Source organism: Streptomyces sp. NPDC045778, assembly GCF_056431945.1.
This window is the reverse complement of the sequence record NZ_JBWKJZ010000004.1, coordinates 104704-126608: the sequence shown is the minus strand read 5'-3', so window position 1 is coordinate 126608 and position 21905 is coordinate 104704. Positions and strand designations below refer to the sequence as shown.

The 21905-nt window shown below is 72.6% G+C and carries 10 protein-coding genes; 7 read left to right on the top strand and 3 right to left on the bottom strand.

Going from position 1 to position 21905, the window contains the following annotated elements; translation table 11 throughout:
• Nucleotides 1-292: 292 nt before the first annotated feature.
• Complete coding sequence (locus tag AC07GB_RS06640) at nt 293-1396, bottom strand: S1 family peptidase (protein ID WP_478842255.1); 1104 nt, start codon at nt 1394-1396, stop codon at nt 293-295.
• Between the two features lie 1211 nt (nt 1397-2607).
• Here AC07GB_RS06640 and AC07GB_RS06635 point away from each other — a divergent pair.
• The 4 genes from AC07GB_RS06635 to AC07GB_RS06620 all read left to right on the top strand — a co-directional run bounded on the left by AC07GB_RS06635 (nt 2608) and on the right by AC07GB_RS06620 (nt 7886).
• Nucleotides 2608-3924 carry an amidohydrolase/deacetylase family metallohydrolase gene (locus AC07GB_RS06635; protein WP_478842253.1) on the top strand — a complete coding sequence of 439 codons (1317 nt, stop codon included), beginning with the start codon at nt 2608-2610 and terminating at the stop codon, nt 3922-3924.
• A gap of 394 nt (nt 3925-4318) precedes the next feature.
• A complete protein-coding gene (locus AC07GB_RS06630) occupies nt 4319-5725 on the top strand; it encodes a DEAD/DEAH box helicase (protein WP_478842251.1) in 1407 nt (468 codons plus the stop codon).
• A gap of 180 nt (nt 5726-5905) precedes the next feature.
• Nucleotides 5906-6997 carry a hypothetical protein gene (locus AC07GB_RS06625; protein ID WP_478842249.1) on the top strand — a complete coding sequence of 364 codons (1092 nt, stop codon included), beginning with the start codon at nt 5906-5908 and terminating at the stop codon, nt 6995-6997.
• A 25-nt stretch (nt 6998-7022) separates the two neighbouring features.
• Nucleotides 7023-7886, top strand: a complete 864-nt coding sequence (locus tag AC07GB_RS06620; RefSeq protein ID WP_478842247.1) for a DUF3592 domain-containing protein — start codon at nt 7023-7025, stop codon at nt 7884-7886.
• An 82-nt stretch (nt 7887-7968) separates the two neighbouring features.
• Here the strand turns inward: AC07GB_RS06620 and AC07GB_RS06615 are convergent, their stop codons facing one another.
• The gene (locus AC07GB_RS06615; RefSeq protein WP_478842245.1) at nt 7969-9885 is read right to left on the bottom strand and encodes a RiPP maturation radical SAM C-methyltransferase; all 1917 of its coding nucleotides are present in this window, start codon (nt 9883-9885) and stop codon (nt 7969-7971) included.
• Between the two features lie 346 nt (nt 9886-10231).
• On the bottom strand, nt 10232-10474 hold the full coding sequence (locus AC07GB_RS06610; protein WP_478842243.1) for a ferredoxin: 243 nt from the start codon (nt 10472-10474) through the stop codon (nt 10232-10234).
• A 405-nt stretch (nt 10475-10879) separates the two neighbouring features.
• On the opposite strand from AC07GB_RS06610, the gene AC07GB_RS06605 reads away from it, so the two are divergent.
• The 3 genes from AC07GB_RS06605 to AC07GB_RS06595 are packed head-to-tail and all read left to right on the top strand — an operon-like array spanning nt 10880 to nt 21903.
• Nucleotides 10880-17146 carry an amino acid adenylation domain-containing protein gene (locus tag AC07GB_RS06605; RefSeq protein WP_478842241.1) on the top strand — a complete coding sequence of 2089 codons (6267 nt, stop codon included), beginning with the start codon at nt 10880-10882 and terminating at the stop codon, nt 17144-17146.
• A gap of 6 nt (nt 17147-17152) precedes the next feature.
• A complete protein-coding gene (locus AC07GB_RS06600) occupies nt 17153-17935 on the top strand; it encodes a thioesterase II family protein (protein ID WP_478842240.1) in 783 nt (260 codons plus the stop codon).
• Nucleotides 17932-21903, top strand: coding sequence for an SDR family NAD(P)-dependent oxidoreductase (locus AC07GB_RS06595; protein WP_478842237.1), 3972 nt, complete (start codon nt 17932-17934; stop codon nt 21901-21903). The genes AC07GB_RS06600 and AC07GB_RS06595 overlap by 4 nt, the downstream gene beginning before the upstream one ends.
• Nucleotides 21904-21905: the final 2 nt, after the last annotated feature.

Genomic DNA, 21905 nt, shown 5'->3' with positions numbered 1-21905 from the left:
GCCGTCCCTGTGACGTATCGATCTCTCGGCAGGTTCGAGCGCACATGGCCCTGCCGCACCTGGCGGTGGAGATGCTGATACCCAATGGGTATGCCGCCCCCGAGCGGCGCGGGGACGGCACACCCATGCTGTTCCGGAATCCCATGCGTCGCGTGTGCTAGGGAATGTCGTCGGCGGGAACGCTTGCATCTCGAATGCGCAGGCTCCTAGGCGCCGACCCTGCTGGTGTCAACACATCGGTCCTGCTGATGATTCTCCGCATGGGCCGCCGTGCAGGGCAGGTGGATCCGGTTCAGTAGATGCGAAGGCCGCGGCTGTTCAGTACTGGCTGTATCGGCTGGTAGTACGACCGCCAGTCAGCGTAGTCGGAGTCGACGTGATCACCGCAGCGGGGGTTTTGCGGGGTGTAATCCGTACTGCCGGATTCCAGGCCCAGTGCGGTTGTCCCCGTGAACAGAGCCCCTCCGCTGTCGCCGCCCTTGGCGCAGAGGGTCGTCTCGATCATGTTGTAGAGCGTGACCCCGTCCTCTGGGTAGTTGACCGTCGTGCTGGGGCGGGTCACCTTGCCGACCAGATCCTGGCTGGTCGTTCCCACCCGTTTGACCTTCTCCTCGTCCACTACCTGACGGGAGTTGGTGATGCCCTGCTGAGTGCCGTTCTTGTATTGGACATCGCCGTAGGCCGTGACCTCCGGGTTCCGGTAGTCGATGACCGCCCAGTCACCGGGTTCGAACTGGAAGCCGACCTGCTTGCCGAGGTAGACGTTGTTGCTCTCGCGACTCCAGTCGTAGTTGCCACCCACCTGACAGTGCCCGGCGGTGAGCATGAACCTCTCCCCGGAGGAGTTGGTGGCGTTGAATCCGGAGCTGCACGTCCAATCCCTGGAGGAGATACCAAGGCCACCGCGCATACTGGAGGCAGAGGTCTTCAGCGTGCCGGCTGCCTTCTGGATGCGCACCCCGGACCCCCGGGCGGCGGCGGCCGCTTCGATCCGGGCGTGATCGGCTGCGGATACACCGTCGTAGACGTCCACGGAAACCTGGTTCGTGCTTGGGTCGGCACCCCAGGCGGTGTTGGGAATCCCCGCCAGTTCCTGGTCCAGCGCGGCGTGGATGGCCTCGAGGTCGTCCGTGCTCCGAGAGACGGTCTTCGGTGTTCCGCCGATCTCCCGGACCGAGTCTGCGGCAGGCTCATCGGTGACCGCGATGGTGAGGCGCGCGCCCTCGTAGTAGACGCCAGCGGTTCGATCGTCGCCGAGCTCTCTGGCTAACTCGACTGCCTCGGCTGGATCGGTGAGCGGTTCCGGGTCCTCGGCAGCAGCGGGCGAAACGAACGCTGCGAGCAGTCCAGTGACCGTAACTGCGAGCAGTGAGTGGTGTAACCGAGGTCTTCGCATCTGTTCCTCCTCTGATTGATGAAGGGCTGGTCGATCGGAGCCCTATCAGCATGGCGACCGTTGGCAGCTGACAGGTGAACAGGAGCAGTCGAGTTCGGCAACAAGCAAAGTTCCAGATGCAAAGCATCTCGCTTGATGGCGGAGTGGGGCGGAGTAGGGAGATGCTTGCTAGGCATGCGCTCGGAACAGCTCTCACCTGCATCTTTGTTCGCAGTGCAGCCCTTCTGCTCGATCGCCTTGCGCTGGTCCGGGCTGCGTATGCCCTTTACGCAAAGGATGGCTCTTGTGATCCACGAGGCGATCAAGTCGCTTGCTGTGCCCCCGGCGGCATCACCCCGTATGAGCGCAACCCGCGCCGGGGCAAGGTCGGGGTCGTCAAAGCCAGCCTTGAGACCAACGGCCAGTACCGACCGATCGTCGTGAACAAGCGCGGCAACGCGATCCTCGCTGGCATCCACACTTGTCCGACTGCCCAAGCTCTCGGGTGGACGGAGATCGCGACGACCTTCGTCGATGTCGACGACGAGACCGCCAAGAAGAAGTCCTCTCCGAACTGGAGGACATGGCGGGCGCCGGTTACACCGACGACGACGTGGCCGGGCTGCTGGACGGGGCCGCCCCGAAGACCGAGGAATTCATCTCACGTTTCGAGGTTATGTCGAGTGCGGCGACGAGGGCCGGCCGCAGGAGATCTACGACAGTGACCTTGTTCTGCGCCGGGTGCTCCCGACTCGTCCACCTGCTGACAGTTTGCTGACCTCCTCAGGTTCGGCATGGTTTGACCTGCCGAAACGCTCCTGCGGCTAGTGGTGTGGTGGAACTTCATCGGCCGCACCCAGGCCGACATCGAACAGGCCCGCACCGACTGGATGACGGGCACACGCCTCGGTGAGGTGAAGGGGCGCGACGGGGTGTGGCCGCTTTCGTAGGGCTCGGGCGCGGGCGCGGGATGGCCTGGCGTCGGCTTCGGCCGCGTGCATCGCCTCGTCGGCGGGAACCGGCACCGCTGTCCGGCGTCAAGGCTGCGACCGCCGAGCGCGGTGACCGTTCGGGCACGGCAAACCCCGTCCTGGCTACGGCACTTGATATGGCTGGATTCGATCGTCCTTTCGTACGGCTTGGAAAATACGTGGCGACCTCACGGATTGAAGGGCATCCCATCGGGCACAGTTGTCTAGACCACATCGCCGTCATCTGAGATGGGAACCCGCATGCCCACGAGAGACCGGCTCCACCGCATCCTTCTCCCCGCAGGGCTCGCCCTGCTCGTCGGCGCCACGATCGGCGCCACTCCCTCCACCGGCGCACCGTCCGGAACGAAGGCCCGCGCCGCGGAGGCGTACGACCTCGTCATCCAGCGCGGTCACGTCATCGACCCGAAGAACCGCGTCAACGGTGTGCGCGACGTCGCCGTCAAGGACGGAAAGATCGCCAAGGTGGCCGAGTACATAGACGCCTCGGCCGCGAAGCAGACCGTCGACGCGCAGGGCCAGTTCGTCACGCCCGGCCTGATCGACCTCCACGCCCACCTCTTCACGGGCCCCGAGGACGCGTACGCGAACGGCAAGAACGGCGTCGCTCCCGACGGGTTCACCTTCCGCTCCGGCGTCACCACGGCAGTGGACGCGGGATCCGCGGGCGCCGCCAACTTCGACCTTTTCAAGAAGAACACCATCGACCGTTCCAAGACCCGCGTGCTCGCCTTCCTCAACATCGTCGGCAAGGGCATGGCGGGCAACCCCGCCGAGCAGGACCTCAGCGACATGAAGCCGGGCCCGGCCGCCGAGAAGGCCCGCCAGTACCCGGACACGATCGTCGGCATCAAGACAGCGCACTACGAAGGACCGGAGTGGACGCCGGTCGACAACTCCCTCCAGGCCGGCAAGGACGCCAACGTCCCGGTCCTTGTCGACTTCGGTGAGCCCCGCCCCGAGCGCCCCCTGAAGACGCTGCTCACCGAGAAGCTGCGCCCCGGTGACATCTACTCGCACGCCTATTCCGGAAACCGTGGCGAGCTGGGCTCGGACGGCAAGCTCAACCCGGCGATGCAGCAGGGGCGTGACCGCGGCGTCCTCTACGACGTCGGACACGGCGGCGGCAGCTTCGGCTGGCGCGTCGCGGTCCCCGCGATGAAGGAAGGCTTCACTCCCGACGCCATCTCCACCGACCTGCACATCAGCAGCATGAACTCGGGCATGAAGGACATGTCCAACGTGATGTCGAAGTTCCTCACCCTCGGCATGCCGCTGAAGGACGTCATCGACGCTTCGACCTGGAAGCCCGCGCAGGCGATCAAGCGGCCCGACCTGGGGCACCTCTCGGTGGGCGCTCCCGCCGACATCGCGGTGTTCGCCAACCAGAAGGGCACCTTCGGGTACGTGGACAGCTTCGGCTTCCGCCTCGACGGCACCCAGAAGCTGTCCACGGAGCTGACCGTCCGCGGCGGCCAGGTGGTCTGGGACCTGAACGGTAAGACGGCGAAGAAGTGGACGCCGACCGCTCAGCCCGGCACCGGCGGCGAGCACTGACCGTTTCCTGACCGTTTTCCGGTCCGTGCCGCCCGTAGCCGGGCACCGTGTCGCAGCGGTGTCCGGCGGCGGGCGGGCGGGGTGGCCCGGCCCGCACCACGGTCCGGGCCACCCCGTTGGCGGTTCACACCACGCTGTTCGCGCCCCTACCAGAGCACCGGCGTCGGCGTAACCGAGCTTGCGAGCCATATGTGCCCGGGCCCGGGAGCCTCCTCGCGGGCGCTGCGGTGCGACCGACGGGCGGGGCGGCCACGGGGGGCCCGGGCGGGGCGTCCCGTGGTAACGTCGGGTGTTTGCGGCGTCGCCGTGTCGGTGCTCCGTTCGGTGTCCCTGGCCGGTGGCCGCGTCCCCGCCGCGCCTTCCTCGGTACGGTCCCTTCGGAGGAAGGCTCTCTGTGAGCGAATCAGCACGTGCCGACGCCCGGCAGCAGGACCACGCCTCCGAGGCGCCGGGTCCCGCCCCGGTGTCCTTCGCCGACCTCGGCCTTCCGGCCGCGGTGCTGCGCGTGCTCGACGAGCACGGTGTGACCGTGCCCTTCCCCGTCCAGGCGGCGACGCTGCCGAACGCGCTCGCGGGACGGGACGTCCTGGGCCGCGGCCGCACCGGGTCCGGCAAGACGCTCGCCTTCGGCCTCGGGATGCTCGCCCGGACGGCCGGACAGCGCGCGCAGCCCAAGGAGCCCCTGGCGCTCGTCCTGGTGCCCACCAGGGAGCTGGCACAGCAGGTCGGCGAGGCGCTCACCCCGTACGCCGATGCGCTGCGGCTGCGGCTCGCGACCGTGGTGGGCGGAGTGTCCATCGGCCGGCAGGCCGCCGCGCTGCGGGACGGCGCCGAGATCGTCGTCGCCACGCCCGGCCGGCTGCACGACCTCGTCGAGCGCAAGGGCTGCCGTCTCGGCCGGGTGCGTGTCGCGGTCCTCGACGAGGCCGACCAGATGTGTGACATGGGGTTCCTGCCGCAGGTCACCGAGATCCTGGACCAGGTGCGTCCCGACGGGCAGCGGATGTTGTTCTCCGCCACCCTCGACAGCGACGTCGACCAGCTGGTGCGGGGCTATCTGCGCGACCCCGCCGTCCACTCCGTGGACCCCTCGTCCAGCGCGGTCGCCGCGATCGAGCACCACGTCCTCGTCGTGCACGGCCCGGACCGGTACGCCGTGGCCACGGAGATCGCCGCCCGCGACGGCCGCGTCCTGCTGTTCCTCGACACCAAGCACGGCGTCGACCAGCTCACCCGGCATCTGCGGGCCAACGGCGTGGCCGCCGCCGCCCTGCACAGCGGCAAGGCGCAGCCGCAGCGCACCCGGACCCTGGCCCAGTTCAAGGACGGGCAGGTCACCGCCCTTGTGGCGACGAACGTCGCCGCACGCGGCCTCCACGTCGACGAACTCGACCTCGTGGTCAACGTCGACCCGGCCACCGACCCCAAGGACTATCTGCACCGCGCGGGCCGCACGGCCCGGGCCGGCCGCTCCGGCACGGTCGTGACGCTCGTCCTCTCGGGGCAGCGCCGCGAGACGAGCCAGGTCATGACGGACGCCGACGTCACCCCCAAGGTCACCAAGGTGCGGTCGGGGGAGGCGGAGCTGAGCCGGATCACCGGTGCGCGGGCCCCCTCCGGAAAGCCTCTCGACGAGGGCGCGGCCGCAGCGCGCCCCAAGAACCACAACGCCCCCTTCCGCGGCCTGGGCAGCACCAAGGACACGAAGGGCGGCTCCGGCGGCAGGCCGTCCCGCAAGAGCAGCGAGGCCCGCAAGCTCGCCGAGGCCCGCAAGGCGGCCCGGGTGCGGCGCGGCGGCTGAGCCCGGCCTCCCGGACCGCCCGGGCGCTTCCGGTCGGCCGCGCCGGCTCGGACCGCCCGGCGCGTGGCAGCCCGGCCTCACGGGCCGGGGCGTACCGCTTGAGGAAACGGTCGGAGTGACGACCGCGAGGGTCGTGCACATGTCTGTCGGCCGTCACCCGTGGCGTGCACAATCGGCCGCATGACGATCACCGCGGGCGCGCCGCCCACGCACCCCACGCCCGCAGGACTCGCCCTGGGCTTCCTCACGGGCGGTGTGATCGGGGCGTCGCTGACCGCCTTCGTCAGCGGGTGCCTCGCCGAGAAGGTGACGCTCATCGTCATCGGACTGGCGCTGCCCGCGGCCTACGGCCTGGGCTTCTTCCTCGTCACCCTGCCCCGCCGCGCCCGTGAGGCCGCCGTCGCGCCGCGCACGGCGCTCGCGATGATCGAGAGCCGGGAGGCCGTCGGGGGCGAGGCCAGCGACGTACCGGTGCGGTTCGACCTGACCGTCGCGCCGGACGACGCGCCCGCCTACCGCGTCGAGATCCGGCAGGACATCAACCTCGTCGAGCTGTCCGACTACCGGCCCCGCGGCGTCGTGGTGGTCGCGTACCCGCCGGACCGGCCGTGGAAGGTGCGGATCGTGAAGCGGCCCACGCCAAAGTGGGAGGAGCGGGCGGCCACGGAGCGCCTGGACTCGGCGCCAGGGCCCGCCATGAAGAGCGAGGCCCCGGAGAGCCTGGCCGGCGGTCTGCTCACGCTCCTCGGCCTGCTGCTCGGGGCGGCCGCCGTGCTCCTGCTGTTCCGCGCCGACCTGTTCGGCTCCGACGAGGGCGGCGCCTCGCGGGGGCCGTCCGTCTCCTCCTCGTCGACGAAGACGTCGTCGACGACCACCGTGACGTCGGCGACAGGTACGGTCGCCCTCGGCCCGGGCCGGTCGATGCTCGACCGGGGCGAACTCCGCAGGGCCGTCGAGTCGTTGACGCGGGGCGAGGGAAGGCGCCGGGCGCTCACCGTCGTCGTGCAGGACCGTCTGCTGACGGTCGCGTTCTCTCCCACCGGCGTGAAGGGCGCCGGGTTCGACCCGCGTTCCCTGCCCTACGATCGCGTGCCCGCGCTGGTCGAGAAGGCCCGGGCCACCCTCGGCGTCGACGCGCCGCGGAGCTGGCAGCTGACCGCCGACGGCGTCAGCGGCTCGCTCACCCTCCGGGTCGTGGTGACCGGTGAGGGAGGCACGGGAACGCTGGAGGCGGACGGGCGGGGCAAAGTGCTGCGGCGCGACGGCAGTTGACCGGCTGAAGCAGGAGGAGGGGCGCATGGGGTGGGACGGGTTCCTGGTGCTGTGGTGTGCGGTGTGGGGCGCGGTGGCGGTGGTCGGGTACGGCATGTCGCTGGCCGGGGTGACCAAGGCGCAGCGGACGGTCCGGCTCACGGGGCGGATCGAGCGGGTGCGGGAGCCTCGTCACGGCGGGTCCCGGGCGGGCGGGATATCGGTGGTCGTCTCGTACCGCGATCCGGCCTCCGGGCAGGAGGTGACCGTGACGAACGACGGTGAGCGCGGCGAGGTGATCACCGCGGCGTGGGAGGGCCGGGAGATCGGCGTCAGCCACCCGCCGGGCAGACCGCACGCCTACCGGTTCTCCACCCTGCCCGAGCAGGCCGGTCGCGGCCTCGGCGGGCCGAACTGCGCGCTCTTCCTGGTCTATGCCGGGCTCGTGGCGCTCGCCGCGGTCGACTGGGGATGGCCGTGGGCGCTGATCGGCTTCGGCGGGCCGTGGGCGGTCTTCGCGGCCGTCCACCTGCCCGGGACGGTACGGGCCAAGCGGGACCGCGTCGGCAGGCTGGCCGCGATGGAGGCCGCGCGGGGGCGGATCGTCGCGGTCCTGAAGGACGTCACCGTCGACGAGGGCGACGGCCACACCTCGACCACCCTCACCCCGGTCGTCTCGTTCACCACCCGCGAGGGCACGGCCGTCACCGCCCACTGCACGGCACATCTGCCGGATCCCGCCCGCGCGTACGGCCGTGACGTCACGGTCCACCACACACCCGCCGATCCGGCCCACTTCACGCTGGACCGCGCGGCCGAGCGGCGTTCGCAGAACCTGGACGTGGTGGTCAACGTCCTCGCGGTCGTGGTGCTCGCGGCGACGGCCGTGGTGGGAGCGGCGCTGCTCTGAGGCGCGAGCGCCCCGGGCGCGGCTCCACGAGCCGGGCATCACATCCGTCGCGACCCGGCGCTCTCCGGGGCCGTCGCGCCGGTCACAGGCCGAGGATGCTGAGTGTCTCGGGCCGGCGGTCGGTGTCCTCGTCGGCCTCGGCTTCCGCGGTGGCCGCTTCCGTCGTGACGAGGCTGATGACGGTGCCGTTCTCCTCGAACAGGATCTTCCGGTCGGCCAGTTCGGCAAGGCGTGCCCGCACCTGGTCGATCGGGATGCCCAGGTCGGAGGCCAGCTTGGCGGGGCGGGCGGGAGACGTGAGCCGCCGCAGCAACGCCTCGGTCTCCGGTTCGACCGGGATCCACCGGCGGGTGCGGAACCGGGTGTCGAGCACGCCCGGGTCGCCGGCGCCGTCGGCCGTGAGCACCAGGCGGGGCGGGGTGTCCTGCTGCCAGGCGGCGTGCCAGGCGTCGGTCAGCTCACGCAGCTTCGTGATCCACTCGATGGACTGGAGCTGGTACGGCGCCATGTTCTCGTCGACGAAGAAGTAAGCGAGGTCGTGGAGCTGCTCGTCCGGCACCACGGGATAGGCGAGCCGGTAGAACTCCAGGGGTTGCAGCGCGAGTCCGTACTCGTCCCGCTTGGTGAAGTACGGGCTGTACCGGTCGAAGCGGACCAGGAAGGTCCCGTCGGGCGGCGGCAGGTGGACCAGGTTCGGCAGGTCCGTCGCGTACTTCCGGTAGACGTCCTCCTCCTCGCCGGGGAAGCCGATGAGCAGGTTCCACACCGGGACGACGTCGTACCGCAGGCACTTCTGGAGGAACTGGAGGTTGAGGAACGACGTGGTGCCCTTGGCCATGAGTTTCAGGGTCGAGGTCGCGAGGGCCTCGATGCCGGGCTGCACCTCGCGCACCCCGGCCTGCGCCATGGTGCGGAAATCGCGGTCCGAGATGGGCACCTTGACCTCGTAGAAGAGGCGCGCTCCGGGCGGCGTCTTGAGGTGGGGGAAGACGTCACGCAGGTAGTTGCGCGGCATGATGTTGTCGGTGCCGTGGAACGCGGTGCACCACGGGTGGTATTCGAAGAGCCAATGGAGCTGCGCGAGGGCCTTCTCGGGGGCCATGGCGCGATATCCCATCCCCAGGCCGTTGAGCCCGCAGAACGTGCAGTGCGAGCGCTCTCCCCACCAGCAGCCGCGTGACGTCTCGAAGTAGAGGGTGGGCTCGTCCGTGCCGCCGCTCGCGCGCAGGGCTTCCTGCGCGTCCTTGAACTTGTCGACGAAGCTCTGGTACTCCGGCTGTACGTAGTCGTCGATGTCGCAGTCCCGGCCGATGGCGCGGCGGAATCGGTCGACGCTCACATTGTGCCTGGTCATCACTCCGGGGATGGCCTCGGCCCGTTCCGGCTCACCGTCGAGCAGGCGCCGGACGAACTCGGGAAAGGTGTGCAGGGCGGGCCCGGAGAAAATGTAGTCGAGAGCGGGGATCCGCTCGGCGAGGACCGCGCCCATGGGGGCTTCGCAGTTGGCTCCGCCCATGATCGTGGTGACCTCGGGATTCCGCTGCTTGATCAGCTGCGCGAGGGCGATGCTGGGGATGCTCTGGGAGAACATGGAGGTGAACCCGACGACGTCGGCCGTCGCGAGGCCGTAGTCGTCGATGACGCCTTCGCAGAAGTCGCGCAGCCGGTGTCGTATGCGCAGCAGATGGGACCGGAAATCACCTGATCGCTCGTCGGCGAAGTAGCGCTGGAAGTAGTCGGTCGTGTTGTCTTCGGAGTCCGGGAAGGCCAGGTTGCGAAAGAGCCACTCGCCGATTCCGGTGGTCAGGTTGCCGTATTCGTTGGCGAGCCGGTTGTATTCACCGGCCCCGAACGAGAGCGCGAAGTCGATGTTGACGTAGCAGATGTCGGTCCGCACCGAATCGCCGAACTCGCGCTCGGTGTGCGCGGCGAGCTGACTCAACGCCACCGACGGGCGGTACCAGTCGGCGAACGGCATGTTGACCAGGGCGATCCGCATGGTGCTCTCCTTCTCCGTGCTGGGTCGGAGCGTCCTGCCGGGCGCTCGGGCCGTCACGCCCGTGTCACGGCGCGCCCCGCCGGAGACCGCTCCCTCCGGACGAAAGGCGCGGCGCATCGATCAGGGACGACGGGTGACAGGGGAAGGGCGAACGACGCGGCCGGATCATGGGACAGCAGGTGGCCATGCGAGGCTTGCAGATGCCTTACCCGGGTGCAAGGAGTGCGCGGGAATGCGCGGGGAAGGCCTGGCCGACGCGTTCTCACGGTATGCCTTCACCCTGCCGCGCGCCGTAATCCGGCCTTTCGCAAGGGGAATGGGAGCGGCTTTGATCCCGGCGCCCGCGTCAGTGTTCGCGGGGTGCGACCACGGTGCCCGTCCGCTCGTCCCGTACGAGGATTGCCTCCACCGGACAACTCTCGCTCGCTTCGAGTACGAGATCGTTCTGCCCGACGCGGGGGGAGGTCGGCTGCGCGCGGTTGTCGACCAGCTGGAAATAGTCGGGTGCGATGCCCTCGCACATGCCGGACCCCATGCAGAGGGACGCGTCGACTTTCACGCACCACGGTTCCTCGCTCGGCGCTGTCATGTGTGCCCTCCTCCGGTTCGTGACACCCTGTGCCGCCGGTGCCGTGGGAGCTGCTTCACCGTCACGACGGCCTTAATCGGCGTCGTCCGCATTACGTGAATGCCAGCATGACGGGCCGTCCAGCATAGAGATGTCCTGGTGCCAGGACATTAATCGGAACGTGGTGGGGAGTTCGGCCCAGGTACGGCGCTTGACCTCATAGTGCCGAGGCTGGACAGTGGGGATGCCCGAGGGCCGGGCCGCCGGATGAACGGCTGCCGCCCTTATCGACTCCGGAAGGCTTCGGCTCCCGGAGATTTTCTTTGCGGACGGCCCCGGACAGGGGTGCCTTTTCGGTTCGGCGAGACCGCGTTCGGCCGTGCCTCGATATGACTCATTCTCTGGTGCATTTCCTGTGGTGGGGTGATGGACGTGCGAGAACCGGTGGGCCCGGAGCGGTCGCCGAGCAGGGCCGTCGAGCCGACCGCACCCGACCTGGACGTGACGGTTGTGGCCCTGGTCGACCGCTGGGCCGCGAAGACCCCCGAGGCCGTGGCCGTGGCGTACGGTGACGTCCGCCTGACCTACCGGGACCTCGTCGACCGGGCGGGCCGGCTCGCGCGGGCGCTGACCGGGCGCGGTGTGGGGCCGGAGTCGGTCGTCGCCGTGGTGCTGCCCGCGTCGGCCGACCTGATGGTGGCCCTCCTGGGCGTGCTGAAGGCCGGTGCCGCGTACCTGCCGATCGATCCGGACTACCCCGCCGAGCGGGTCGCGTTCATGCTCGGCGACGCGCGGCCGGCCCTGGTGCTGACCACGGACCAGGGGTCGGCCCAACTGCCGCGCACCTGCCCGCAGGTGACGCTCGACGACCTCGCCGACCCGTCCGCCGCGGGCCCGGCCGCCCGCGCGACACCCTCGTACGGGACGGCGGCCGGCCACCCCGATCACCTCGTCTACGTCATCTACACCTCCGGGTCGAGCGGCGTGCCCAAGGGAGTCGCCGTCACCCACCGGGCCCTGGTGGCCTTCGCGACCGACCGCGTGTGGCACACGGGGAACCAGGAACGCGTACTCCTGCACTTGCCCCTGGCATTTGACGCGTCCGTGTATCCCTTGTGGGTGCCGCTGATCAACGGTGGCCGGCTCGTCGTCAGCACCGCGCGGGAGCTGACGCCTGCCACGCTGGCGGCGATGGTGGCCGACCACTCAGTCACCGCGGCCATGGTGATCAGCTCGGTGTTCAACCTGCTGGTCGAGGAGGACGCCCACTGCCTCGCGGGCCTCCGTGAGGTGGTCATCGGCGGGGAGCGCGTCTCGCCGCCTTTCGTCCGGCGTGCCCAGGCCGCCTGCCCGGACACCGTCTTCGCGAACCTGTACGGACCGACCGAGACGACGGTGTTCGCCACCGCCCACGTCCTGGCGCCCGCGGCGCGCTCGGACACCCCGACGGGGACAGGCACACCGGCTGAAGCAGGGACACCGGATGCGTCGGCCGATGAGGAGCCCGCCGTCGAGATCGCCGGGGAGGTCCCCGTCGAGATCGCCGGGGAGGTCCCCGTCGGGCGCCCCTTCGCGCGCATGCGCGCCTTGGTGCTCGACGAGCGGCTGCGGCCGACGCCGCCGGGGACGCCCGGCGAGATCTACCTCGCGGGCGTCCAACTGGCACGCGGCTACCTGAACAGGTCCGGGCTCACCGCCGAGCGGTTCGTCGCCTGTCCGTACGGGCCCGCGGGCGCCCGCATGTACCGCACGGGCGACATGGGGTTCAGCACCCCGGACGGCACGCTGGTCTGCCAGGGCCGGGCCGACGACCAGGTCAAGGTGCGGGGGTTCCGCATCGAGCTGGGCGAGATCGAGACCGCCCTCCTCGCCCACCCGGCGGTGGCCCACGCGGCGGCGGCCGTCCACGGCGACGACGGCCTGGGCAAGCACCTGGTGGGGTACGTGGTGCCCGCCGACGACCCGACCGCGCCGGGCGGCGCCGAGGCGGAGCGGCTCAGGGAGTTCCTCGCGCGGCGCCTTCCCGGCTACATGGTGCCCTCGGTGTTCGTGACCCTGGACCGGCTGCCGCTCACCCCGAACGGCAAGCTGGACCGGGCCGCCCTGCCCGCACCGGAGTTCGCCGCCGGCGCCTACCGCGCTCCCGGCACCGCGCACGAGCAGGCCGTCGCGGAGGTCTTCGCCGAGGTGCTCGGCCTGGAGCGGGTGGGGGCCGACGACGACTTCGTCGCCCTGGGCGGCGACAGCATCCAGTCGATCCAGGTGGCGGCCCGCGCCCGCGCCCGGGGCCTCACGCTCGACGTACGGGAGATCCTCCAGCGGCGCACGGTCACCACCCTGGCGACGGCGGCGGCCACCGCCGGGCGCGGCGAGGCCGACAGGAAGCTGGAGGAGTTCGAAGGCGGCGGAGCGGGGTGGATGCCGCTGCTGCCCGCGGCCCGGTGGATCAAGGACAGGGGCGCCGGGTTCGAGCGCCTGACGCAGGCCGTCGTCCTGGAACTCCCCGAGGGCATCGACCGGGACGGTCTCGTCGCCACGGTGGCCGCCGTCGTCGACCGGCACGACCTGCTGCGGGCCCGCCTCGTACCGGACGGAGTGGTCGTCGAGCCGCCGGGCCGGGTGGACGTCGGCCGCCTGGTCCGGCGGGTCGCGTACGAAGGACGCTGGGACGAGGAGGGCTGGCACCCCCTGCTCGCGGCCCAACTCGACGCGGCGGCACACGACATGGACCCCGCCCGGAGCCTGCTGGCCGCGTGCGTGTGGTTCGACCCCGCCGCGGGGCCGGGCCGCCTGCTGCTGGTGGTGCACCACCTGGCCGCCGACGGGGTGACCTGGCGGATCCTGATGCCGGACTTCGCCGCGGCCTGGAAGCGGATACGGGCGGGGGAGCGGCCCGCGCTGCCGCCGGTGGCCACCTCGGCGCGACGCTGGGCGCACGCGCTGGCGGACGCCGCGTACGCCGAGACGCGCGTGGCCGAACTGCCCTACTGGCGCTCCGTCCTGGAAGGCCCGGACCCGGAGCTGGGCGCGCGGCGCCTCGACCCGGCCGTCGACACCATGGACACCGTGCGGCAGGTGCGGGTCTCGCTGCCGCCCCACGTCACGCGGACGCTGCTGACCGCCGTGCCCTCGGCCTTCCACGGCAGCGTCCACGACGGCCTGCTGACCGGGCTCGCCCTGGCCGTCGCGCACTGGCGCCGGCGCCGCGGCACGGACGAGCGGTCCCTGCTGCTCCGCCTCGAAGGCCACGGACGGGAGGAGGAGATCGCACCGGGCGCGGACCTGTCCCGCACCGCGGGCTGGCTCTCCAGCGTCTTCCCCGTCCGCCTCGACCTGGACGGGGTCGACGTGGCGGAGGCCTTCGCCGGGGGACCGGCCGCGGGCACGGCCCTCAAGCTCGTCAAGGAGCAGTCGCGAGCCGTCCCGGGCAAGGGCATGGGATACGGACTGCTGCGCTACCTGAACGCCCTGACCGCCCCGGCCCTCGCGCCCTACCCGCTCGGCCAGGTCGGCTTCAACTATCTGGGCCGCTTCTCCGCCGCCGACCTCCCCGACGACCTGCGCGGCCTCGGCTGGACACGCACCGGTGACCGCGCCGAGCTGGAGACCCTCGCGGCGCTCGACGCCGGGCACAACCCCCTCATGCCCGCGCCCTGCGAGCTGGCCGTCCACGCCACGGTGGCCGACGACGCCGACGGGCCTCGCCTCGCGGCCACGTTCGCCGCGCCGCGGGGCGTGCTCTCCCCAGCCGAGGTGCGCGAGCTGGCCGACCTGTGGTGCGCCGCCCTGGAGGGCCTGGCCCGGCACGCGCGCGCACCGGGCGCCGGAGGACTGACCCCCTCGGACGTGCCGTTGGTCTCCGTGGCCCAGAGCGAACTCGACGCGTGGGGCAAGGAGCACCCGGGCCTCGCGGACGTATGGCCGCTGACCCCGCTGCAAACCGGGATGGTGCACCACACGGCGCTCGCGGCCACGGGCTCCGGGACCTACCACGTCCAGCTCGTGATCGGGGTGCGCGGCCCGGTCGACGCCCCGCGGATGCGCGCGGCCGCCCGCTCCCTGCTCGACCGGCACGCGGCCCTGCGCACCGCGTTCGTGACCACGGAAGCGGGGGAGTGGGTGCAGCTGGTCGTCGCGCGCGCCGAGGCCCCGTGGCGCGAGGTCACGCTGCCCGACGACACCGCGTTCGAGGCCTTCCTGGCCGAGGAGCGCGGCGAACCCTTCGACCTGGCCGGTCCTCCGCTGCTGCGGTGGACCCTGGCCCGCGTCGGCCCGCACCGCGCCGAGCTGGTCCTCACCGCCCACCACGCCCTGTTCGACGGCTGGTCGGAACCGATCCTGGCGCGCGACCTGCTGCGCTCGTACGGCGGGGACAGCGCCGTCGCGGAGCCCCGTTCCTTCAAGGACTTCCTGGACTGGCTCACGCGGCGGGACCGGGAGCGGTCGGCGCGGGCGCACGCGGAGGCGCTCGCAGGGCTGAGCGAGCCCACGCTGGTGGTCCCCGCCCCCGCCCCCGACTCGGCCACCGCCGTTCCCGCGACCACCGACCCCGCAGGCCCCGGCGAACTCGACGTACCCCTGAGCGACCGCGACGCCGACGCGCTCGCCCGGCGCGCCGTCGAACTCGGCTGCACCCTCAACACCGTCGTGCAGGCGGCCTGGGGGATCGTGCTCGGCCGGCTCACCGCGAGCACCGACGTGGTGTTCGGCGGCGCGGTGTCCGCCCGGCCCCCGGAGGTGGAGGGCGTCGAGTCGATGGTGGGGATGTTCCTCAACACCGTTCCGGTACGGGCGAGATGCGGCCCCTGGCAGACGCTCGCCGAGGTGGCGGCGGGGGTGCGCGCCACCCAGAACGGCCTGCTCGACCACCACCACTGCGCCCTCCTTGACGTGCACGAGGCCGTGGGTCTCGACGTCCTCTTCGACACCCTCGTCGCCTTCCAGTCCCATCCGTCCCGGCACCCGGAGATCGCCGCGGCGGGCGCCACGGGAGGCCTCGACGTCACGGCGTGCCGGTCCGTCGGCGCGTCGCACTACCCGCTGGTCGTGTACGCGGACCAGGACCACCGGCTGCGGCTGCGGCTCCAGTACCGGCGCGGCGCCTTCGACCGGACCGGGGCCACCCGGGTCGCGGACGCGTTCGGGCGCGTGCTGCGCGCCTTCGCCGACGATCCCCGCCGCTCGGTCGCCTCCGTGGCCGTGCCGGCACCGGGCGCCCCGGGCCCGGCGCGGCCGGCCGCCCCCACGCACCGGCCATCGGCCGTGGACCTCTTCGCCCGGCGCGCGGCCACGGACCCCGACGCGGCAGCCCTGATCACCGACGGGTCCGCTCCGACCTGGCGAGACCTGAACGACAGCGCGGACCGCCTCGCGCGGCGGCTGCGCCGGAGCGGCCTGGGGCCCGAAGCCGTGGTGGCCGCCTGCTGCTCCGACCCGGCGGACCGGGCCGTGGCCCTGCTCGCCGTGCTGAGGAGCGGCGCCTGCCTGCTGCCGATCGACCCCGGTGACCCGCGGGCGTGGACCACCGCCGTCCTGGCGGACGCCCGCCCGAGCGCGCTCGTCGCGGACCCGGCGGCCGCCGCCCTGACCTGGCCCGGCCTGACGCCGATACCGGTCGACGCCCCCGGCGACGACGGCACGGACCCCGCGCCCCCGCCGGGCGACCCGGCCCCGGCCCCGGCCCCGCCGCCGGTCCCGACCCGTTCCGTCCGGCCGGAGCACCTCGCCTACCTCCGCTACGGTCCGGACGCGGCAGCGCAGCCGTACGCCGTGGCGCTCACCCACACCGCCCTGGCCGACGGCGCACCCATGGCCGGCCCCGAGGCGAGCGCCTGGGACCCCCTGCTCGGCCTGTGCCGCGGCCGTACCGTCGACGTGCGGCGTGACGCACCGCCGCCGGACGCCCTCCGCGCCGAGCACGCGCACGTACGGCTGCTCGGCCCCACCCTCGCCCCGGCGCTACCGGGCGCCGTGGGCGAGCTGTACCTCGCCGGGGAGTTCGCCCGCGGCCTGCACCGGCGGCCCGGGCTCAGCGCCGGGCACTTCGTCGCCGACCCCTACGGGCCACCCGGCTCCCGCATGTTCCGTACCGGAGTACGCGCCCGGCGTGGTGCCGGCCACCGGATCGAGCCCGTGGGCGACCGGGCGCGGACCGAGGCCACGGCGGTGGAGACCGTCCTGCTGTCCCACCCCGAGGTGGCCGAGGCGCTCGTGGTCACCGACGGACACGGGACGACCGGGTCCACCGCGTACGTCGTCACAGCCGGCGGACGCCCGGTGTCCCCGCACGAGGTGCTCGACCTCGTCGTCCAGCGGCTGCCCGCCCGGGTCGTCCCCCTCGCCGTGACGCGGGTCGAACGCCTTCCGTCCGGCGCGGCCGCCCGCCGCCCGCGGCAGGCCGCCGTCGGCCGCAGAGGGCCGCGCGACGAACGGGAGACCACGCTGGTCAAGCTGTTCACCGAGGCGCTCGGGCACGACGGGCTCGGCATCGACGACGACTTCTTCGCCTGCGGCGGCAACTCCCTGCGGGCGACCAGGCTGATCAACCGCATGCGCACCGAGCTGGGGGCGCAGGTGTCGATCCGGACCGTCTTCGCGTACCCGACCGTCGCCGAGCTGGCCGCGCGGTGGACGACCGTCGCCACGGCGGGCCGCCCCGGGCTTCGCCGGGTCACCGAAATCCCTGAGGAGTAGCCGCGCATGAGTGTCGACATCGAGGAGCTGGTCCCGGAGAGCCCCTACGTCTGGCGGGCGCGCAGGCCGGGGCACCGGCGGCGGCTGATCTGCTTCCCGCACGCGGGCGCGGGCGCCGCCGCCTACACGGCCTGGGCCGAGCGGCTTCCCGCGGACGTCGAACTGGTCGCGGTGCAGCTGCCCGGCCGGCAGAACCGGATCACCGAGGAGCCCTTCACCGAGGTCGGCCCGCTGGTCAGGGTCCTGGTCCACGCCCTGCGCGCCGTCCTGGACGGCCCGGTCGCCTTCTTCGGCCACTCCTGCGGGGCCGCCCTGGCCTACGAACTCGCCCAGGCGCTGCGCGCGCGGGGCCACCGGGGCCCCGAGCAGCTCTTCCTCTCCGCGCAACCGGCGCCGGGGCAGAAGGGCGTACGGCAACTCCACGAGCTGCCGGACGACGCGTTCCGCGCCGAGATCATCCGGCTCGGCGGGATCGAGGCCGAGATCCTCGCCGACGAGGACGTGATGGGCTCCCTCCTGACCGTCCTGCGCGCGGACTTCACGCTGTGGGAACGACACCGCCTGACCGCCGGACCGCCACTGGAGTGCCCCGTCACCGTGCTCGCCGGCACGGCCGACCCCCGGTCCCCCGTGGAGACCCTGAGCGCGTGGTCGGCGTGCACCACCAAGGACGTCACCACCCGGCTGTACGAGGGCGGCCACTTCTACTTCCTCGACGAGCTGGCCGACGTGGTCGCGTTCATCGGCGAGCGGACCCTGGCCCCGGCGACGGATGGGGGAACGAGATGACGCACGTCGACGGGCCCGGCCGGCGCGACCAGGCCGGACGGCCCGCCCCGCCCGGTCGGTCCAGCCGGTTCGACGCGCTCGGGCAGCTCGACGAGGAGGCCCTCGACCGCGTCGCCGACGCGGCCCGGCGGCTCCCCGGCGTCGCCGACGCGGCCGCGGTCGCCCGCAGGACGGCAGGCCCCGCCGCGCCGCCCGAGCCCGCCGCCCCCGGCCCGCCGCCGCCCGCGGCCACGGCGGACGGCCCGCTCGCCGAACTCGACGGCGGGCCCCTGACCGTGCCCGACGGCGCGCCCGCCACGCTGCAAGCGGCCCTCCGTACGGCGGCCGCGTACGCCCCCGGCCGCGGCACGGTCTTCATCAGGCGCGACCACGACGACGACGTGCAGACCTACCCGGAGCTGCTCGCCGAGGCCGAGCGCGCCCTCGGCGGCCTGCGCGCGGCGGGACTGCGCCCCGGCGACTCCGCCCTCTTCGTGTTCGCCGACAACCGCGCCTACCTCACGGCCTTCTGGGCGTGCGTGCTCGGCGGCTTCGTCCCGGCGCCCGTCGCCGTCGCCCCGACGTACCGGACGAGCAACGAACCCAACCGCAAGCTCCACAACGCCTGGGAACTGCTCGGCCGGCCGGTGCTGCTCACCGACGCGGCCACCGCCGGGCCGCTGGCCGAGGTACGAGCGCTGTGGGGCGAGCCAGGCGTTCGCGTGCTCACCACGCATGACCTCCTCCAGGCGCCACCGGACCACGACTGGTTCCCCGCGACGCCCGAGGACCCCGTCCTCGACCTGCTCACCTCCGGCAGCACCGGCGTGCCCAAGTGCGTACGGCACACCCACGCCTCGGTGGCGGCCCGTACGTACGCGGTCGCCGCGCACTGCGGACTGACCGAGCACGACGTCAGCCTCATCTGGATGCCCCTGGACCACGTGACCGTCGCGATGTACAACGTGCGTGACGTGTTCCTCAGGTGCTGGCACGTCAACGCGAGGACCGACCACTTCCTCGTCGACCCCCTGCTCTGGCTCGACTGGATGGACCGGTACCGGGTGACCAACACCTGGGCGCCCAACTTCGCCTTCTCCATGGTGGGCGAGCAGGCCGCGGAGATCCGCCGGCGGTCCTGGGACCTGTCCCGCGTCCGCGAGCTTGTCAACGCGGGCGAGCCCGTCGTCGCCGCGACCAGTCACCGTTTCCTCGAACTCCTCGCGCCCCACGGGCTGCGCGCCGACGCGATGGTGCCGTGTTGGGGCATGTCGGAGACGTGCTCGGGCGTCACCTACACCCGGCAGAGCCGCGCCGAGCCCGCCGCCGGCACCGTCGCCGTGGACCCCGCGTCCCTGAGCGGCGCCGTGCGCAGGCTGCCGGCCGACGACCGGCGCGCGGCGGTGCTCTCCACCGTGGGACGGCCGATCCCCGGGGTCCGGCTGCGCGTCACGGTCGAGGACGGGTCCGTCCTGCCGGAGCACAGGGTCGGTGAACTCCGCGTCCAGGGCGCCACGATGATGCGCGGCTACTTCCGCAACGACGAGGCCAACCGTGCCGCGTACGACGCACACCACTGGTTCCGCACCGGAGACCTCGCCTTCGTCAGCGACGGCGAGGTCGTCATCGCCGGGCGCGCCAAGGACCAGATCATCGTGCGCGGCATCAACTACCTGGCGCACGAACTGGAGAGCGTCGTCGAGCGGGTCGACGGCGTACGGCCCACGTTCGTGGCCGCGGCGGGGGTGCGCGAACCCGCCGCCACGTCCGACCGCCTCGCCGTCTTCTTCGTGCCCGAGGACCTGTCCGGGCACGAAGAAGACGACGAGGCCGCCGTGCTCACCCGGATCGCCGAGGACACGCGCCTCGTCCTGGGGCGCGAGGCCGGGCTCGCCCCGGACCTGCTGGTGCCCCTGAGGGAGGCCGAGTTCCCCAAGACCAGCAGCGGGAAGATCCAGCGGTCCGCGCTGGCCGACCGGCTGCGCGCCGGGGCGTTCGACGACCGCCTCATCACGACCACCGGCGAGACGGAACGACGCGGCGTCGCCCGGCGCCAGTGGGCGCCCCTGCCCAGGCCCGCCCCCCGGGGCGCCGACGGCGTGCGGCTGCTGCTCGCCGACAAGGAGGTGCTCAGGCGGCTGCGCCCCGACGGCCCGCTGGTCGTCGCGGCCCGGGGCGAGGGGTTCGTCGAGGAGGTGCCGGACCGGTACCGCGTGCGGCCGGACGACCGGGCGCGCATACGGGACCTGCTGCGGTCGGTGACCGGCCGGCACGGCGCGATCTCCACCGTGGTGTTCGCCTTCCCGCTGTCGTGCGAGGGCGACCCCCTGACGAAGCTGACCGCGACGACGGCCGAACTGACCGCGCTGATCGGCGCGCTCGCCGATGAGGAGTGCGGCAGCCCCCTCGTGCTCGTCCTCACCGCGGGAGCGCTGCACGTGCGCGACGGCGACCGGGTCGACCTCGGCACCTGCGCGCTGCCCGGCCTGGTCAGGACCGCGGCCGGCGAGTCCGCGACGCCGCGGATCCGGCAGCTCGACCTGCCCGCCGACCACCGGCGGTGGGAGCAGGCGCTGCGCACGGAACTGACCGACCGGGACCGCACCGGTGTCGTCGCCGCGCGGGACCAGCACCGCTGGCGGCCGGTCCTGGTACCCGTCCCCGAGGACAGCGGCACGGACGGCGCCGCACCACCGGTGATCACGGGCGGCCGGTACCTGATCACCGGCGGCCTCGGCGGCATCGCCCTGGACATCGCGGGACACCTGCTGGCCGCGTACGGGGCCGAGCTGCTGCTCGTGGGGCGCTCGCCCGCCGAGGGCGAGAAGGCCGCCCGCCTCGCCGAACTGGCCGAGTTGGGCGACGTCCGGTACCACCGGGCCGACGTCGCCGACGCCTGCGCCCTCGAAGCCGCGCTGGCCTCGGCCGAGGAGGCCTGGGGCGCGCCCGTGGACGGGGTGCTGCACCTGGCCGCCGCCGACCCGACCGGGCAGTGGGCGGCCCTCGAACGGCACACCCTGGCCCGGGAGGACGCGCCGACCTTCGCCGAGCAGTACCACGCCAAGGTGGCGGGAACGCTCGCCGTGGCACAGGTGCTCGACCGCCGCCCGGACGCCTCGCTCGTCCTCTTCGGCTCCGTGAACGGCGAGTTCGGCGGCCACGCGTTCGGCGCCTACTCCGCCGCGAACGCCTTCCTCGTGGGCTTCGCCGACCACTGGCGGCACGAACGCGGCCGTTCCGTACGGTGCTTGGCCTGGAGCATGTGGAGCGGCGTCGGCATGAACCGGGACCAGCCGAGCGAGCCCGCCCGGCGCCGCGGGTTCCTGGCCGTCGACCCCGACGAGGGCCTGAAACTGCTCCTGGGCGCCCTCACCTCACCCCACCACTACCTGCTCCTCGGCCTCGACCTCGCCCATCCGCGGATCGTCGAGGAACTGGCCCCGCAAGGGCTGCGCGTCAGCGAACTCGTGGTCGCCTACACCAGGCGGGACGACCCCTCCACCCCGCGGGCCCCCGCTGAGGACGCCCGCCCCGAGGCCCTGCGCGCCGCCCTGGAGCCCCATGTCCGCGCCTGCCCGGTGCCGGTGCGCCTCGTGGAGCTGCCGCGCATCCCCCGGCACGCCGACGGCACCGTCGACGCGCCCCGGCTGCTGCTCGACGCGGCCCCGCGCCGGGCCGCCCGCGCCCACACCCCGCCGGCCACCGCACTCGAACGGCGTCTGGCCCGCATCTGGTCCGACGCCCTCGACCGCCCACGGGTGGGCAGGGACGACTCGTTCTTCGAACTCGGCGGCGACTCCCTGCGCGCCGCCCGGCTGCTCGGCCTGGTCGACGACCGGATCGCGATCCGCATGACCACCCAGGAGTTCTACGAGGACCCGACGGTCGCGGGCATGGCCGCGGCCGTCGAACGACGCCGCACGCCCCCGGCAGACGTCACCCCCCAGGCACCCCCCTCCGAATCCCCCCTTCCGAGGCCCCCCTTCTGAAG

Coding starts and splice junctions, on each gene's coding strand:
- AC07GB_RS06640 (WP_478842255.1), bottom strand. CDS start 1,396: ATGCGAAGACCTCGGTTACACCACTCACTGCTCGCAGTTACGGTCACT.
- AC07GB_RS06635 (WP_478842253.1), top strand. CDS start 2,608: ATGCCCACGAGAGACCGGCTCCACCGCATCCTTCTCCCCGCAGGGCTC.
- AC07GB_RS06625 (WP_478842249.1), top strand. CDS start 5,906: ATGACGATCACCGCGGGCGCGCCGCCCACGCACCCCACGCCCGCAGGA.
- AC07GB_RS06620 (WP_478842247.1), top strand. CDS start 7,023: ATGGGGTGGGACGGGTTCCTGGTGCTGTGGTGTGCGGTGTGGGGCGCG.
- AC07GB_RS06615 (WP_478842245.1), bottom strand. CDS start 9,885: ATGCGGATCGCCCTGGTCAACATGCCGTTCGCCGACTGGTACCGCCCG.
- AC07GB_RS06610 (WP_478842243.1), bottom strand. CDS start 10,474: ATGACAGCGCCGAGCGAGGAACCGTGGTGCGTGAAAGTCGACGCGTCC.
- AC07GB_RS06605 (WP_478842241.1), top strand. CDS start 10,880: ATGGACGTGCGAGAACCGGTGGGCCCGGAGCGGTCGCCGAGCAGGGCC.
- AC07GB_RS06600 (WP_478842240.1), top strand. CDS start 17,153: ATGAGTGTCGACATCGAGGAGCTGGTCCCGGAGAGCCCCTACGTCTGG.
- AC07GB_RS06595 (WP_478842237.1), top strand. CDS start 17,932: ATGACGCACGTCGACGGGCCCGGCCGGCGCGACCAGGCCGGACGGCCC.